Raw genomic sequence first — 15477 nt, 5'->3', positions numbered from 1 at the left:
TGCCAAAACGCCGTTGGGTGCCCTCCAGCCGGTTTGGCAGAGTTTCCCTTCAGTTCGCCTTACGAGAAACGTATCACGCGGTGTATGTTGGTGCTGAAACGTTTTTTTCGAAGACGGCTATCCACTTGAAATACCCATGAAGCGTCACGGGTCAGAGGCACCCTCGGCATGATCGAACTCGAACAAGAAGATCCTATCCCGCAAGGCGATCTCGCCCTGCAAATCACGGCGCTCCCGCGTGAAACCAATGGCTTTGGCGATATATTCGGCGGCTGGCTGGTGGCACAGATGGACCTGGCCGGCACCGCCATGGCCAGCAAGGTCGCCGGCGGGCGTGTGGCTACCGTGGCCATCGACCGCATGGCCTTCCTGGTACCGGTAGCCGTCGGCGCGCAGTTGTCCTTTTATACCCAGGCCCTGGAAATCGGCCGCAGTTCGATCCAGATGATGGTCGAGGTGTGGAGCGACGACCCGCTGTCCAGCGAATGGCGCAAGGTCACCGAGGCTGTATTCGTGTTCGTCGCCATCGACGGCAGCGGCCGCACGCGTTCGGTTCCGTCGCGCGCGCGTTAAACCTCGCCGGGTTTTGACGGTCAATTGCCCCATTGCCAGCCATGAAGAGTGCTTTGTTATGCCGACGCCCCACGTTGAAACCGTGAAAATCGACGAGCTGGACTGCTGGCGCATTCGCCACAACGGTGCCGAACTGATGGTGGCCCAGCAGGGTGCGCACATCTTCAGTTACGGGCGCGAGGGCGAACAGCCGCTGATCTGGCCGAATCCTCAGGCGGTGTTCAAAAAGGGCAAGGGCATTCGCACCGGCGTACCGGTGTGCTGGCCGTGGTTTGGTGTATTCGACCGCAACCCGCAAAGCGTGAAAGCAATGCGCCAGAGCGATCAACCCGCCGGCGCCCATGGTTTCGCGCGCACAGCGCTTTGGGATCTGGTCGCGACCGAGCTTGAAGGCAATGCCTTGCGCATCGACCTGGTATTGCCCGTACCTGCTGGTGGTTTTCCCGGCTGGCCACATCAAGTCGATCTAAAACTGAGCCTGTTGTTGGATGATCAGTTGCATATCCGCCTGACCAGCCACAACCGCGGCACCGACACCGCGACCTTCAGCCAGGCCCTGCACACCTATTTCGCCGTGAGCGATGTGCGTAATGTGCAAGTCGCCGGCCTGGACGGGGGCACGTATATCGACACCGCCGATGGCTGGACCGAGAAGACCCAATCCGGCCTCCTGCACTTCACCGCCGAGACCGACCGCATCTACCTCGACACGCCGTCCCAGTTGAACATCATCGACAAGGACTGGCAGCGCCGCATCCAACTGACTGCCGAGAGTTCGAACTCCACCGTGATCTGGAACCCGTGGACCGAACGCGCCAAGGCGTTCGACGACATGGCCGATGACGGCTGGCAGGGCATGCTGTGCATCGAGACGGCGAATGTGCTGGATGATGTGGTGGCCTTGGCGCCAGGCGAAAGCCACACCCTTGGTGTAAGCATTGCCGCCATTGCCCTGTAAACGCCGATAAAAATGTGGGAGCTGGCTTGCCTGCGATGCAGGCACCTCGGTGTATCAGTGATACCCGGATGATGCTATCGCAGGCAAGCCAGCTCCCACATGGGTTATATGCCGGGTTTAGAGATCCGACTCTTTGACTACCCGCACTTTTCCGGCATCCAACGCATACGCCGCGTCCGCCAGGTCGTTGTTGACCTTTTCAACCTTGAGGGTGCCGGTCACCCACAGCGGTGTATAGATATCATCCAGCTTCAGCCCCTTGGGGTAGCGCACCAGCACCAGCTGATTGGGCGGCGGTGGCGGCACATGGATGCAGGCGCCCGGGTACGGCACGAGGAAGAACAAGGTGCTGCGGCCCTTGGCGTCGGTTTCCAGCGGCACCGGATAACCGCCGATGCGGATGTTCTTGCCGTTCATGGCGGCCACGGTCTTGGTGGAATACATCACCGCCGGCAGCCCCTTACTCTGTTTCAAGCCACCTTTTGCGGTGAACGTGCCCTGGGCTTCGGGAGAGTTGTGGTCGATCTCGGGCATGGCTTCGAGGGCTTTCTGGTCCGAAAGCGGCATCAGGTCGAGCCAGTCGGTTTCCGGCAGTTCGCCGGCGTGTGCCAGGCCAGAGCCCAGCAGGAGGAGAGTCAATAGAAGACGGCGCATGGAGAGGCTCGACAAATACAGGTGGCGAGCATTCTAGCCCTCTGCGCCTGCGCAGCGCAGAGGGCTTTGTCGCTTAACTCATTTCTTTTTGATCAGACCGTAGATCACCAGCAGCACGATGGCGCCGATCAGCGCGCCGATAAAACCGGCGCCCTGGCCCGCCTGGTAGATACCCAGCGCCTGGCCCCCGTAAGTGGCGACCAGAGAACCTGCGATACCCAGCAGGATGGTCATGATCCAGCCCATGCTGTCGTCGCCGGGCTTGAGGAAACGCGCCAGCAGGCCGACGATCAGGCCGATAAAGATGGTTCCGATGATACCCATGGCATTTCCCTCTGAATGTAGGTGAGCTATGCCAAAGCCTAGTCAGGCTTTGGCATCCTGCAATCAGAGAGACGACGGTTGCCAATGGTTCCCGTCGGACTTGGCTTATTGCCCGGCGATCAGCGCTTCAACCTTGAGGATCTGCGCTTCAAGCGTCGCGCGGTCCTTGCAACGCAGGTTGGCGTGGCCGACCTTGCGCCCGGCCTTGAAGGCCTTGCCGTAATGGTGCAGATGGCAGTCGTCGATGGCGATGACTTTCTCCACCGCCGGCACCGTGCCGATGAAATTGAGCATGGCGCTCTCGCCAACCTTGGCCGTGGAGCCCAGCGGCAAGCCCGCCACCGCCCGCAGGTGGTTTTCGAACTGGCTGCACTCGGCGCCTTCGGTGGTCCAGTGCCCGGAGTTGTGCACGCGTGGGGCGATTTCGTTGGCCTTGAGGCCACCGTCGACTTCAAAGAACTCGAAGGCCATCACGCCGACGTAATCCAGTTGCTTGAGTACGCGGCTGGAATAGTCTTCGGCCAGCGCCTGCAACGGGTGATCGGTGCTGGCCACGGACAGCTTGAGGATGCCGCTGTCGTGGGTGTTGTGCACCAACGGGTAGAAGCGGGTTTCGCCATCACGGGCACGCACGGCAATCAGCGAGACTTCGCCGGTGAACGGCACGAAGCCTTCCAGCAGGCAGGCGACGCTGCCCAGCTCGGCAAAGGTGCCAACCACATCAGCGGCGGTGCGCAGGACTTTCTGGCCCTTGCCGTCGTAACCCAGGGTGCGGGTTTTCAGCACGGCCGGCAGGCCGATGCTGGCGACGGCGGCGTCGAGGTCCGCCTGGGACTGGATATCGGCAAAGGCCGGGGTCGGAATGCCCAGGTCCTTGAACATGCTCTTTTCGAACCAGCGGTCGCGGGCGATGCGCAAGGCTTCGGCGCTCGGGTACACCGGCACGAACTGCGACAGGAAAGCCACGGTTTCAGCCGGGACGCTTTCGAACTCGAAGGTCACCAGGTCGACTTCGTCGGCCAGTTGGCGCAGGTGATCCGGGTCGCTGTAGTCAGCGCGCAGATGTTCACCCAGGGCGCCCGCGCAGGCGTCCGGCGCAGGGTCCAGGAAAGCGAAGTTCATCCCCAGCGGGGTACCCGCCAGGGCCAGCATGCGGCCCAGTTGGCCGCCACCGATTACACCGATTTTCATCGTCTACACCCTCAGGCGATGCGTGGATCTGGATTGTCCAGCACGCTGTCTGTCTGTTCAGCCCGGAATTTTTTCAGCGCCGCATGGAACTGCGGGTGCTTGGCGCCCAGGATGCTGGCGGACAACAGTGCAGCGTTGATCGCACCGGCCTTGCCGATCGCCAGGGTCGCTACCGGAATGCCGGCGGGCATCTGCACGATGGACAGCAGCGAGTCCACGCCCGAGAGCATCGACGACTGCACAGGTACACCGAGTACCGGCAGGTGGGTCTTGGCCGCACACATGCCCGGCAAGTGGGCAGCGCCACCCGCACCGGCGATGATCACCTCGATGCCACGGGATTCAGCCTCATCGGCATACTGGAACAGCAAATCCGGGGTACGGTGAGCGGAAACCACCTTCACTTCATACGGAATGCCGAGTTTTTCCAGCATATCGGCGGTGTGGCTAAGGGTGGACCAATCGGACTTGGAGCCCATGATCACGCCAACCAATGCACTCATCGTCGTGCCTCTTCTCTCTGGGCGCCCACAGGCGCGTCAAAAAACAACAAGCCACGCGGGAAATCCGGCGTGGCTTGTTGTACGAAATTTGGCCGGTTGGACCGGCCGAAGGCCGCGCAGTATACCGTAATAATGCAGATAAACAGCCCCTTGGATGACCATCTGTCTAACGCAGCGCTCAAAGCGATTTATTGACTCAAAAGTCAGCCTGTTTCTGTTTAAACCCATAAAACAAGCCACACGGATAACCGAGTCTCTTACAAAACCAGGCACAGTTTCCCACTGACTGTTCAGACAATTTAGCACCTGATGAAAACGCACAAACGATACGCTTGTCCCTCGCAACTCAATTTTCAAAACGAAACACGAGGGTTATATCCGTGAACACTCATTCCATCTTCGACTTCTATCGATTCGTTTCACAAGGTATTCCAACAATAACGGAAAAATCCGAACGTCCCCCCAAACAACCAATCTATGTGAATGTGGTTTTCCACAAGGACTTGGGCTATACCCCCGAGTACCAATACGAGCAAACTCATTTAGCCCTGGCCAAGAAACATATTGAGGAAATTTCCGGCCGAGAAGTTGTTATTAATGTGGTTCGCGACCCGAAAATGCGGGACTTCAATTACAAATCGGACAATGATGTCGAATACGGTCTTCGTGAACACTGGAACAGAAACGAGAAGTCAAGTCGCGATCACCAATCGAAAAACTCCGAGCTTGAGAAAACGTTATTTGTAACGCCAGACTATTTAAGATTCAACGAACCTGCCAAGGCCGACTCCGGCCATGAGTTTGGAATGACCTCGTACAAAAATCCTCGAGGCGCCGCGCACGCACTTGGACTTTTGCTGGGTGCAACGCGTGAGGACGGGGATATCACCTATAACGGTTGGTGGAATGATACGTTTATGAAATACAACGGCGAGTCCATTCTGCGCGGTAATGACTTGAACTACTCCGACGCGAACAAAAAAAACATTCGCAACTACCTAGATAAGTTCGACTGAGCCATCCTCCCAGTCAATGTCAACAGGCCACAATTGCCCTGAGTTTCATCCGCCATTCACAGTGTTGCGCTGGCCGCTCCACCTTCCAGCTTGCGCCACAACAACCGCACATTCGCCTTACGCACCAACGCACAGCGGTACAGGCGAATTTCCAGCGGAACGTGCCATTGCGGTCCGCCGCACACCACCAACTCGCCGCGCGCCAACTCGGCGCGCACACTCAACTGCGGCACCCAGGCAATGCCCAAGCCCTCCAAAGCCATACTCTTGAGGCTATCGGCCATGGCGGTTTCGTACACCGTGGTAAAACGTAGCGCGCGCTGGCGTAACAACAGATGCACCGAACGGCCAAGAAACGCACCGGCGCTGTACGCCAGCAACGGCACACTGCTCTCACCTTCCAGGTCAAACAACGGCTTGCCATCGGCATCGGCAGCACACACCGGGAGCATTTCGGTGTTACCCAGGTGCAGCGAAGGAAATATCTCGGAATCCATCTGCATCGCCGCATCCGGATCGTAGAACGCCAGCATCAAGTCGCAGCCGCCTTCACGCAAGGCGTGCACAGCGTCACCCACGTTAGTGGCGACCAGTCGCGTAGCGATGTTCAAACCTTCGTTGCGCAACTGCGCGATCCAGCGTGGAAAGAAGCCCAGTGCCAGAGAATGCGCCGCCGCCACTTGCATGACTTCGCCCTGGCCGCCCTCCAGGTGATGCAAATGGCGCAGCACTTCACCGAGTTGCTCGACCACGGTGCGCGCGGTCACCAGGAACAGCTGTCCCGCCGCCGTCAGCTCCACCGGCGTGCGCGAACGGTTGACCAACGTCAGGCCCAGTGCGGCTTCCAGGCTGCGGATACGTCGACTGAAGGCCGGCTGGGTGACAAAGCGCCGCTCCGCCGCCTGGGAAAAGCTGCGGGTGGCCGCCAGGGCGCTGAAGTCTTCCAGCCATTTGCTCTCAAGGTTCATCACGTTCTCCCACGGTACGCACCATTTTGGCACACACGCCCGCCATGATAGCCGGGTCACACTCACATTATGCCGTTTATGCATAGGTCAGTGTTTAACAGCATTGGCCCTGAATCTTCCACAAGCCTAGCATTCACAGCGTTCCGGCAAAGCCCGGGTCCATATCGAGATGATTTCCGTCATGTCCTCCGCTGCATCATTCCGCACAGAAAAAGACCTGCTTGGCGTACTCGAAGTACCGGCTCAAGCGTACTACGGCATCCAGACCCTGCGAGCGGTGAACAACTTCCGTCTCTCCGGCGTTCCGATTTCGCATTACCCGAAATTGGTGGTCGGCCTGGCAATGGTCAAGCAAGCAGCCGCTGACGCCAACCGCGAGTTGGGCCAGCTCAGCGAAGCCAAGCACGCCGCCATCAGCGAGGCCTGTGCCCGTCTGATCCGTGGTGATTTCCACGAAGAGTTCGTGGTGGACATGATTCAAGGCGGCGCCGGCACTTCAACCAACATGAATGCCAACGAAGTCATCGCCAACATCGCGTTGGAGGCCATGGGCCACAACAAAGGTGAATACCAGTACCTGCACCCCAACAACGACGTGAACATGGCGCAGTCGACCAACGACGCCTACCCGACCGCGATCCGCCTGGGTCTGCTGCTGGGCCATGACGCGCTGCTGGCCAGTCTCGACAGCCTGATCCAGTCGTTCGCCGCCAAAGGCGAAGAGTTCGCCCACGTCCTGAAAATGGGCCGCACCCAACTGCAAGACGCCGTGCCGATGACCCTCGGCCAGGAATTCCGCGCGTTTGCCACCACCCTGGGTGAAGACCTGGCCCGCCTGAAAACCCTGGCGCCAGAGCTGTTGACCGAAGTGAACCTGGGTGGCACCGCCATCGGCACCGGCATCAACGCCGACCCACGCTACCAGGCCCTGGCCGTAGAGCGCCTGGCCTTGATCAGCGGCCAACCGGTGGTTCCGGCGGCCGACCTGATCGAAGCCACCTCCGACATGGGTGCCTTCGTGCTGTTCTCCGGCATGCTCAAGCGTACCGCCGTGAAGCTATCGAAGATCTGCAACGACCTGCGCCTGCTGTCCAGCGGCCCACGCACCGGCATCAACGAAATCAACCTGCCGGCGCGCCAGCCAGGCAGCTCGATCATGCCCGGCAAGGTCAACCCGGTCATTCCGGAAGCCGTGAACCAGGTGGCGTTCCAGGTCATCGGTAACGACCTGGCCCTGACCATGGCAGCCGAAGGCGGCCAACTGCAACTGAACGTGATGGAACCGCTGATCGCCTTCAAGATCTTCGACTCGATCCGCCTGCTGCAACGCGCCATGGACATGCTGCGCGAACACTGCATTGTCGGTATCACCGCCAACGAAGCGCGCTGCCGTGAACTGGTGGAACACTCCATCGGCCTGGTCACCGCACTGAACCCGTACATCGGCTACGAAAACGCCACCCGAATCGCTCGTATCGCCCTTGAAAGCGGCCGTGGCGTGCTGGAACTGGTGCGCGAAGAAGGCCTGCTCGACGACGCCATGCTCGACGACATCCTGCGCCCCGAAAACATGATTGCCCCGCGCCTGGTCCCCTTGAAGGCCTAAGCGCTTGTTGCACCGCTCACCAGGTTGAGGGACTAGACACCTCTCACCTTTTGAGGGCCTGAAGGCTCGTTCTTCAGGCCCTTTTTTTTGCCTGAAATACGCTCGACCGAACACCGAAGGACCTTGTGGGGGCCGGGTTTGCCCGCGATGAGGCCGGGTCAGATGACAGCACCGTTGCCTGACACACCGCTATCGCGGGCAAGCCCGCTCCCACAGTAAAACGGGGATCACCCGTCGCATTAGGTGAAACCTTTAATCAGCCCGGGCAGACGGATCACGTTCGCCTAGGTATAGTGCCGCCCCTCTTCGCGTCTGAGGCTGTCGGTAACGAGGCCCGGTACAGCGCGAAACCGCATGAATAACAACCCGCAAAAGGAACGGGGTCGAACCGTCGCGCACTGCCTGGTGCCATGCGACATGCCGGACCGTCCTGCGTTTGCCATTAGAAAAATCAGCGAGGAACACTCCATGCTCGAAGTCATCAACGACTTCCTCTCAGGGAAAGTACTGATCGTGCTCATTGTCGGGCTCGGCGGTTATTTCACGATCCGCTCGCGTTTCGTCCAACTGCGTCACTTTTTCCACATGTTTTCGGTGTTTCGCGACAGCCTGAAAAACAGCTCCGACCAGCTCAGCTCGTTCCAGGCGCTGATGCTCAGCCTCGCCGGCCGCGTAGGCGCCGGTAACATCGCCGGGGTCGGCATCGCCGTGACCCTGGGCGGCCCCGGTGCCGTGTTCTGGATGTGGGTCACCGCGCTGGTGGGCATGTCGTCCAGCTTTATCGAGTGCGCCCTCGGCCAGCTCTATAAACGCAGCGATGCGGAAGGCCAGTTCCGTGGCGGCCCGGCTTACTACATCCAGCACGGCCTGCAAAAGCGCTGGCTGGGCATGGTCATGGCCTTCCTGCTGCTGGTGACTTTCGGCTTTGCCTTCAACGGCCTGCAAGCCCACGCCGTGACCCACTCGCTGAACAACGCTTTCGGCCTTGACACCACCTACACCGGCCTCGCCCTGGCAGTCTTGCTGGGCCTGGTGTTCATCGGCGGGATCAAGCGCATCGCGTCGATCGCCGACCTGCTGGTACCGGTCAAGACACTGATCTACATCGCCGTGACCCTGTACGTGATCGTGCTTCAGTTCGACCACGTACCGGCCATGCTGGCGACCATCGTCAAGAGCGCCTTTGGCCTCGACCAGGCCTTCGGCGGCCTGGTGGGCAGCGCGATCATCATGGGTGTGAAACGCGGCGTGTTCGCCAACGAAGCCGGCCTGGGCAGCGCGCCCAACGTGGCGGCAGTGGCGGCGGTCGAACACCCGGTGGCCCAAGGTGTGGTGCAAGCGTTCAGCGTGTTCCTCGATACCTTCGTGATCTGCACCTGCACCGCGCTGCTGATCCTGCTGTCGGGCTTCTACACCCCGGGCTTCGAAGGCGATGGCATTGCCCTGACCCAGAACTCCCTGGCCGCCGTCGTAGGCGACTGGGGCCGCATGTTCATCTCGGTGGCCCTGGCGTTGTTCGTGTTCACCTCGATCATGTACAACTACTACCTGGGCGAGAGCAACCTGCGCTTTCTGGTGGGCAACAACCGCAAGATGCTGATGGCTTACCGCACGCTGGTGCTGGTGCTGATCTTCTGGGGTTCCATCGAAAACCTGAGCACCGTGTTCGCCTTTGCCGACATCACCATGACGATGCTGGCGTTCGTCAACCTGTTCGCCCTGGCGTTCCTGTTCAAGATCGCCATGCGCATCCTGAAGGACTACGACGATCAACGCGCCTCGGGCATCAAGGTTCCGGTGTTCGATTCCAGCCAGTTCCCTGACCTGGACCTTGACCGCAAGGCCTGGCCGGTCAACCCGGCAACACCGGACGCAGCGGCTTCGGCAGCACTGAACGCTCAGACACAACGCTGAGCGCCGGTCGATAGATGACACGCCGCCCGGCCTTGGGCATGCTCTGGGCCCGGCGGCGTTTTTCGTTCAGGAGAATCTCAATGTCAGCATCCAACAACGTCATGGTGCTCTACACCGGCGGCACCATCGGCATGCAGGCCAGCGCCAACGGCCTGGCCCCGGCCTCCGGTTTCGAAGCGCGCATGCGCGAACAACTGGCGAACCAGCCGTTGCCGGCGTGGCAATTCCGCGAAATGGCGCCGCTGATCGACAGCGCCAACATGACCCCTGCGTACTGGCAGCGCCTGCGTGCGGCGGTGATCGAGGCCGTGGATCAAGGCTGCGATGGCGTGCTGATCCTGCACGGCACCGACACCCTGGCCTACAGCGCAGCGGCCATGAGCTTCCAGTTGCTGGGCCTGCCGGCGCCGGTGGTGTTCACCGGTTCCATGCTACCGGCCGGTGTACCGGACAGCGATGCCTGGGAAAACGTCAGCGGCGCGCTGGCCGCCCTGGGCGCAGGCCTGGCGCCCGGCGTGCAGTTGTATTTCCACGGCGCGCTGATGGCGCCGACCCGCTGCGCGAAGATCCGCAGTTTTGGGCGCCATCCGTTTGCTGCCCTGCAACGTAATGGCGGTGTGGCCCGGGCGGACGCCATTCCGGCGGCCCTGGATTACCGACATCCCAAGGCCCTGGCCACTGTCGGCGTATTACCGCTGGTGCCGGGTATTGCAGCCGTGCAACTGGATGCGCTGATCGACAGCGGCATCCAGGCACTGATCCTCGAATGCTTCGGCAGCGGCACCGGGCCCAGCGATAACCCGGCGTTCCTGACCAGCCTGCAACGGGCGCAGACCAAAGGGATCGTCGTCGTGGCCATCACCCAATGCCATGAAGGCGGCGTGGAGCTGGACGTCTACGAAGCCGGCAGCCGTCTGCGCGGCGTCGGTGTGTTGTCCGGCGGTGGCATGACTCGCGAAGCCGCGTTCGGCAAGCTCAATGCGCTGATCGGCGCCGGACTCGACACCGCGCAAGTGCGCCGTCTGGTGGAACTGGACCTGTGCGGCGAGTTGCAGTGAATACCCGCCTTACATAAGCACCACCGCACCCGGTTCGACGCTTCCTAGCATGGCAAGGCCCAGGTTTTTAATGGGTCCGGTGCCATTCTTTCGTGCAAGGAAGCGTCATGACTGCATCCCCTTCAACCGAACCTCATCAAAGCCTCACTGACGCGCTGATCGCGCAAATGTCCACTGGCCCCGCGTTTCGCGAAGTGGCCGCCACCTTGCTGCGTGAGCAATTGCAGGCGCTGTACCCCACGCTCGATATCGACCCGAATACCGCCGTCGTCGGTACTCCGCTGTGGGACATCGAGGATGACCAGGTCGTACCGGCCGGCCGCCATTACCAGGTGCTTACCGACGTGCTCGCCGTGCAATCCGTGTTGGCAGTGCCCACGCTCTACATCGAAGGCCAGCATTTTCTGACCCAACTGCCCGTTATTGAGCCAGCGATCCACCTGCCGGTGCGCATCCTCGATATCGCCAGTATCCTCAATACCCTGGCACCCGTGATGTTGCGCGGCTACCAACAGGCCCAACTGGAGTACTGGAACACCATCGAAAGTGACAGCGGCCCACGCTGGCACGGGCTATCGACCATGCTGCGCGACCACTGGAACCTGGTACAAGTGCCTGGCTGGACCACGGCTGATTGCCAAATGGCACGCCAGCTGTTTCAAACCCCGGACGCGGCCACTCGCAAGCAACAAAACCCAAATGGCGTTCGAGCCTATGTGGTGGATGTCGACCAGATTGATGACGCGGGCAATACTTCCCACCTTGATGAAAACCTGATCAGCGTGCTTATCGGTAAACCGGAAGGCACCGAGGTGGTCCTCACCCATTCGCTGATGTCGGGTTTCAAGAAGTACCGGTCCCTCGACGAACTGGGCAAGGACCTGTCACTGCCGGTGATGTACAAAAAACTCGAGTGGCGCCTGGTCGAACCTGATGGTGATTTTTTCGACTACCTGGCCAGTGCTTTCATCGGCATCCAGACCAAGGCGATCGGGGCTATCGACTTTTCCTACCTGCGCGAGCCGAACGTTTCACAGCACGTCCTGGCGCAACCGCCAATCCCCCGCGCCAAACGAAGCACACCGGCCCTGCTCGATTACATCCAAGCGCTCCCCGAGTGGCTCACCAGCGCCACTGCGGCAGACCAGGCGGCGTACTCACGCCACCTCAAGGACCTGGCAGCCCTGCATAACGCCAACGAGGGCCGTACTTATGACGAAGGCATCAGCCCTCTCCCTCAATACACGCTCGAACGGCTCAGCGCGGAAATGCTCAAGGACCACCCCGACGCACTCACGCAGTGGCTGAGCGACCTCGACATCGTCGTGCGCAGCCCCGTGGTCTGGGGCACATTCGCGGTGCCGGGGCAAATCGACACCACGGTGTTCAGCCTGGTGGAACTGGCCCTGCAAAACCTGATTGCCTTGCCACTGGGCATCAAGTCCCTGCGCCTGCGAAACCCACACCCGCTGCCGGACTGGCTGACCGTCGAGTACCTGGAAGGCTTGATCAGCCGCGTGGACATCGGCAGCACCTACCTGTCGCTGATACGCCGAACGCTGCTGGATAACGCTCAAGAGTCCGCACGCCGGCGCTCGCTCTACGCCCAGCACTTGCGCATTCAACTGCCGTTACTGGCTTTGCAGTGCAAGTTGCGCCACGAAAATGGCATCGATGAACAAGGCTATGCGTATGTAAAGGCCGTGACACAGGCCGAGACCGCCGAACGCCAGGTACAGGGCCAGCGCATTGTGATGCGAGCGCTGGCGTTCGTGCCGACCCGTCGGCAGGGCAACATTGCCGACCAGGTCACCAATATGTTCGTGATCGGGCCGGAAGACCCGACCACCGGCCCCTGCCTGCTGTACCGGCCGCTGCTGGACAAACCCCTTTCGCAGTTCCCTTCGCAAAACAACCTGCTCTATGCCTTGCAGCAGTCCAGAAGCCTGCGCGATTCGGTGCTGGCGTGGCTGCCGGATGACGTGCGCGATGATTATGCCCAATACGTGTTTCCCGGCGACCTGCCGTCGCCCTGGGCCGTGGTCGAATTCCTGGTAGACCCGTTCAAGCTATGGATCATGGGCGGGCCGCTGGCGCTCGGTCAGGAGGCTATCGAGGGCGACCTGCCCGGCGTACTGTACGATGCCAATGCCAACGCCCTGATCACTCTCGCCGACCGGCAATCGGTGTCCAACGCCGAAGCGCGCTGGGCCACGTTCAAACGCGCCGGCTGGCTGATCTTCAATAGCGCACTGCCGTTTCTGGGGCGCACCGTCGGTGCGGCGGCCTGGATCTGGCAAATCATGGATCAGCTGCAAACCGTGGTCGACACCCAGGAGCATCCCGAGCAGCGATCCACTTGGGCCGCACTCGCCGAATTGCTGCTCAATCTCGGCACGGCCCTGACCCTGCACAGTGTTACCCGCACCACACCACGCCGACTAACGCCCGGCAACACTGTGGTGGTGCCAAAACAACCCTCCCCTCCAACGCCCGTCAGCATCACTCGACTGACGCCGATTGCCTCAGACGCGCTGATCGCCCATGACCAGCCCTTGCACGTCAGCGGCGCAATCAACCGGGCACCTGCCCGCCTGGCCACCGTGCTGGACAGCTTCATGGTGGTCAAACCCGACGCGCTGGGAGAAGTACACAACGAACCTGGGGCTTATCATTTTCTGTATGGCGCCGGGCAAAGCTGGTACGCCCCGGTGGCACATCGCTGGTTCAAAGTGTTGGTCGACGAAAACGACGATGTACAGATTGTCGACCCCGCGCAACCCAGTCGTATCGGCCCGCTGTTGATTCACAACAGCAGCGGTCAGTGGTTTATCGATACCCGCCTGCGTCTGCGGGGAGGCGGTCCCAAGCTCCTGACCGCCAAGGCCCGCGCGCAGGCCAGTCAAAAGGCGCAGCAATTGCGCGAGCGCCTGAAGGCCTTCGAAAAAGGTAAACGGGCGGCCCAGGACGAGCTGCAACGGGCCCGGCAGGCATTGGACGCCGGCCCCTCCACCTCGGCTGATGCGCTCAGGCACGCCTATATCCAGACCCTGGAGACCCAGCGCACGGAGTACGAGTCGGCCCTGCAGATGCTCAAGGAAATGAATGTCCATGAACCCAGCGCAGAGTACGCGCCCAAGGCCCTCAACTACATCAAGGCCCAGGCCGGGCTGACCCAGGCCGCACTCAGCGATATTCTCGCCCGCTTCACACCCAAATGGCGTTCTGTGCACGATCAGATACAGCGCCAGATCGAAGTGCCGCAAGAGCGCTACATCGAGGACTTCCGCGAACTGCGCGAATTGGCCGGCAAGCTGCTGGTGCAATTGGAATACATGCACGGCCGCTTCACCGAACTCAAGGGTCTGGCCAGGGATGGTGCGCTGCTACTCAATACCCTCAAGGGCTCGATGCCGGTCTACACCCCCGACGACCTCAAGGCGATACGCATATCACTGACGCGCAACCTGTGCCTGCCCGAGACAAGCATCAAGAGCACGCCGCAAGCCTGGTTGGCGATTGACCAGATTGTCGACACCGCCGACATCGCGATCCAGTGCCTGCGCGACACCCTGGAGGAGCGCAGTGACCGACGCCTGGACGAACGCATTGATACCTTGAGCAGCCTGATCGAACAGTTTCAATTACTGGACGAGCGCCTGCAGGATTTTCCCGTGGAGTTCTCCGAACAAGCTATCACCGATCAATTGCTTGAATTGCGCGGGGAACTGAGCGAGTTCCAGCACCGGGCCACCAGCAACCTCGGCATGCTGAGCCTGGAAAGAACCGCGCTCAGAAACCGCCCCACCCCGCCGTCCACGCCGCCGCGCCCCAGGAAAAAATTTATCCACACCCGCTACAACGGCCTGCTGATCGGTGAGCCGCGCTTGACCGACTTGGGCCTGGAAACCGGCCTGGTGGATATTCGCTCACCCCTGACCCAGCAGGTGCTGGCCACCTATCATGAAAAAACCAAGGGCGTCTGGGTCGTACGCGACCGCACCCCGCCGCCGTCGGCCGGGCCCATTGCCGTGGATGTGCAGCAGAGCATCAGCCAGGGCCAGCACCTGTTGAGTGAGCTGCCCGCATTTCTCGCGCGGGCCCGTACCCACGCCAACCTCGCTGATCGTGCACCGTTTGGCATCGAGCACTTGTACCACCAGCATGCCAGCAGGCTGGAGTTGGCCCGTCACTCGATCGAACAGGCCCTGACGCAGCGCAACATCACCGACAGTGACGCCTTGTCAACACCGGCCAGCGCCGTGATCAAAGCCCTCGACGGCGCCTTGGCCGACCTCTATCAGCAGAGCAATCAGCTGGTGCAACGCACGCTCAAGCTGCGGCCACCCACCGTATCGGGGGTTGAATGGCTCAAGCGACACAATGTGATATCCATCAAGAAAAGCGTGGCCCGCCGTCGCATCAAGTCCATAAACCCGGACTACCTGGATGAATACACCATCAGCGATCGCGTTACGGGGCAGGTGCTGTGGTACGCACATTTTCATTACAGCACTCACTGGACACCGGACAAAGCCTACCTGTCTGCCCGCCTGAAAACCCCGGACGAGTATCGCCTGGGCGCCGCTGCCGATACGGCCAAGGGCCTTGACCGCGCCCGGACCGTCGCGTTTTATCGCAGCGAAATCAGCCTGGAACAGGCACGCGAGCTATTTTTCGAGCGGCCCAAATCCGAATCCGGCAGTTGACGC

12 protein-coding genes are annotated in these 15477 nt (G+C 60.8%); 7 read left to right on the top strand and 5 right to left on the bottom strand.

From position 1 onward, the window contains the following. The first annotated feature begins 168 nt into the window (after nucleotides 1-168). Complete coding sequence (locus tag ACW9IN_RS09085) at nucleotides 169-573, top strand: acyl-CoA thioesterase (RefSeq protein WP_003176975.1); 405 nt, start codon at nucleotides 169-171, stop codon at nucleotides 571-573. Between the two features lie 58 nt (nucleotides 574-631). After that, nucleotides 632-1531: a D-hexose-6-phosphate mutarotase gene (locus ACW9IN_RS09080; protein WP_457365562.1), complete on the top strand. Its 900-nt coding sequence runs from the start codon at nucleotides 632-634 to the stop codon at nucleotides 1529-1531. Nucleotides 1532-1648: 117 nt separating this feature from the next. Here ACW9IN_RS09080 and ACW9IN_RS09075 read toward each other — a convergent pair whose 3' ends face one another. From ACW9IN_RS09075 to purE, 4 genes are all read right to left on the bottom strand, one after another. Beyond that, the gene (locus ACW9IN_RS09075) at nucleotides 1649-2185 is read right to left on the bottom strand and encodes a DUF3299 domain-containing protein (RefSeq protein ID WP_016971682.1); all 537 of its coding nucleotides are present in this window, start codon (nucleotides 2183-2185) and stop codon (nucleotides 1649-1651) included. Nucleotides 2186-2263: 78 nt separating this feature from the next. Further along, nucleotides 2264-2509, bottom strand: a complete 246-nt coding sequence (locus tag ACW9IN_RS09070) for a GlsB/YeaQ/YmgE family stress response membrane protein (protein ID WP_017253508.1) — start codon at nucleotides 2507-2509, stop codon at nucleotides 2264-2266. 105 nt (nucleotides 2510-2614) lie between these two features. After that, nucleotides 2615-3700 (bottom strand): 5-(carboxyamino)imidazole ribonucleotide synthase, encoded by a 1086-nt coding sequence (locus tag ACW9IN_RS09065; protein ID WP_457365561.1) that lies wholly within the window; start codon nucleotides 3698-3700, stop codon nucleotides 2615-2617. Between the two features lie 11 nt (nucleotides 3701-3711). Continuing rightward, nucleotides 3712-4203 carry a 5-(carboxyamino)imidazole ribonucleotide mutase gene (purE, locus tag ACW9IN_RS09060; protein ID WP_003213411.1) on the bottom strand — a complete coding sequence of 164 codons (492 nt, stop codon included), beginning with the start codon at nucleotides 4201-4203 and terminating at the stop codon, nucleotides 3712-3714. Between the two features lie 380 nt (nucleotides 4204-4583). Between purE and ACW9IN_RS09055 the strand changes: the two genes are divergently transcribed. Continuing rightward, nucleotides 4584-5219 (top strand): hypothetical protein, encoded by a 636-nt coding sequence (locus tag ACW9IN_RS09055; RefSeq protein ID WP_457365560.1) that lies wholly within the window; start codon nucleotides 4584-4586, stop codon nucleotides 5217-5219. Nucleotides 5220-5275: 56 nt separating this feature from the next. Here ACW9IN_RS09055 and ACW9IN_RS09050 read toward each other — a convergent pair whose 3' ends face one another. After that, nucleotides 5276-6187: a LysR substrate-binding domain-containing protein gene (locus ACW9IN_RS09050; protein ID WP_457365559.1), complete on the bottom strand. Its 912-nt coding sequence runs from the start codon at nucleotides 6185-6187 to the stop codon at nucleotides 5276-5278. Nucleotides 6188-6368: 181 nt separating this feature from the next. Here ACW9IN_RS09050 and aspA point away from each other — a divergent pair, with 181 nt between their 5' ends. The 4 genes from aspA to ACW9IN_RS09030 all read left to right on the top strand — a co-directional run bounded on the left by aspA (nucleotide 6369) and on the right by ACW9IN_RS09030 (nucleotide 15474). Beyond that, nucleotides 6369-7793, top strand: a complete 1425-nt coding sequence (gene aspA, locus ACW9IN_RS09045) for an aspartate ammonia-lyase (RefSeq protein WP_457365558.1) — start codon at nucleotides 6369-6371, stop codon at nucleotides 7791-7793. 468 nt (nucleotides 7794-8261) lie between these two features. Then, nucleotides 8262-9707 carry an alanine/glycine:cation symporter family protein gene (locus ACW9IN_RS09040; RefSeq protein ID WP_457365557.1) on the top strand — a complete coding sequence of 482 codons (1446 nt, stop codon included), beginning with the start codon at nucleotides 8262-8264 and terminating at the stop codon, nucleotides 9705-9707. Nucleotides 9708-9787: 80 nt separating this feature from the next. Beyond that, nucleotides 9788-10765 carry an asparaginase gene (locus ACW9IN_RS09035; RefSeq protein WP_457365556.1) on the top strand — a complete coding sequence of 326 codons (978 nt, stop codon included), beginning with the start codon at nucleotides 9788-9790 and terminating at the stop codon, nucleotides 10763-10765. Nucleotides 10766-10872: 107 nt separating this feature from the next. Continuing rightward, entirely contained in the window at nucleotides 10873-15474 is a 4602-nt protein-coding gene (locus ACW9IN_RS09030) for a hypothetical protein (protein WP_457365555.1), read from the top strand. The last annotated feature ends 3 nt before the right edge of the window (nucleotides 15475-15477 follow it).

The sequence above is a fragment of the Pseudomonas sp. SDO5271_S396 genome, assembly GCF_054071795.1.
Note: the sequence above shows the minus strand (reverse complement) of the source record. Positions and strands in the feature narration are given on the sequence as shown.

What these genes read in the sequence shown, in the direction of transcription:
- ACW9IN_RS09070 (WP_017253508.1), bottom strand. Translation starts at nt 2,509, where the DNA reads ATGGGTATCATCGGAACCATCTTTATCGGCCTGATCGTCGGCCTGCTG.
- purE (WP_003213411.1), bottom strand. Translation starts at nt 4,203, where the DNA reads ATGAGTGCATTGGTTGGCGTGATCATGGGCTCCAAGTCCGATTGGTCC.
- ACW9IN_RS09075 (WP_016971682.1), bottom strand. Translation starts at nt 2,185, where the DNA reads ATGCGCCGTCTTCTATTGACTCTCCTCCTGCTGGGCTCTGGCCTGGCA.
- aspA (WP_457365558.1), top strand. Translation starts at nt 6,369, where the DNA reads ATGTCCTCCGCTGCATCATTCCGCACAGAAAAAGACCTGCTTGGCGTA.
- ACW9IN_RS09080 (WP_457365562.1), top strand. Translation starts at nt 632, where the DNA reads ATGCCGACGCCCCACGTTGAAACCGTGAAAATCGACGAGCTGGACTGC.
- ACW9IN_RS09065 (WP_457365561.1), bottom strand. Translation starts at nt 3,700, where the DNA reads ATGAAAATCGGTGTAATCGGTGGCGGCCAACTGGGCCGCATGCTGGCC.
- ACW9IN_RS09085 (WP_003176975.1), top strand. Translation starts at nt 169, where the DNA reads ATGATCGAACTCGAACAAGAAGATCCTATCCCGCAAGGCGATCTCGCC.
- ACW9IN_RS09050 (WP_457365559.1), bottom strand. Translation starts at nt 6,187, where the DNA reads ATGAACCTTGAGAGCAAATGGCTGGAAGACTTCAGCGCCCTGGCGGCC.
- ACW9IN_RS09040 (WP_457365557.1), top strand. Translation starts at nt 8,262, where the DNA reads ATGCTCGAAGTCATCAACGACTTCCTCTCAGGGAAAGTACTGATCGTG.
- ACW9IN_RS09035 (WP_457365556.1), top strand. Translation starts at nt 9,788, where the DNA reads ATGTCAGCATCCAACAACGTCATGGTGCTCTACACCGGCGGCACCATC.
- ACW9IN_RS09030 (WP_457365555.1), top strand. Translation starts at nt 10,873, where the DNA reads ATGACTGCATCCCCTTCAACCGAACCTCATCAAAGCCTCACTGACGCG.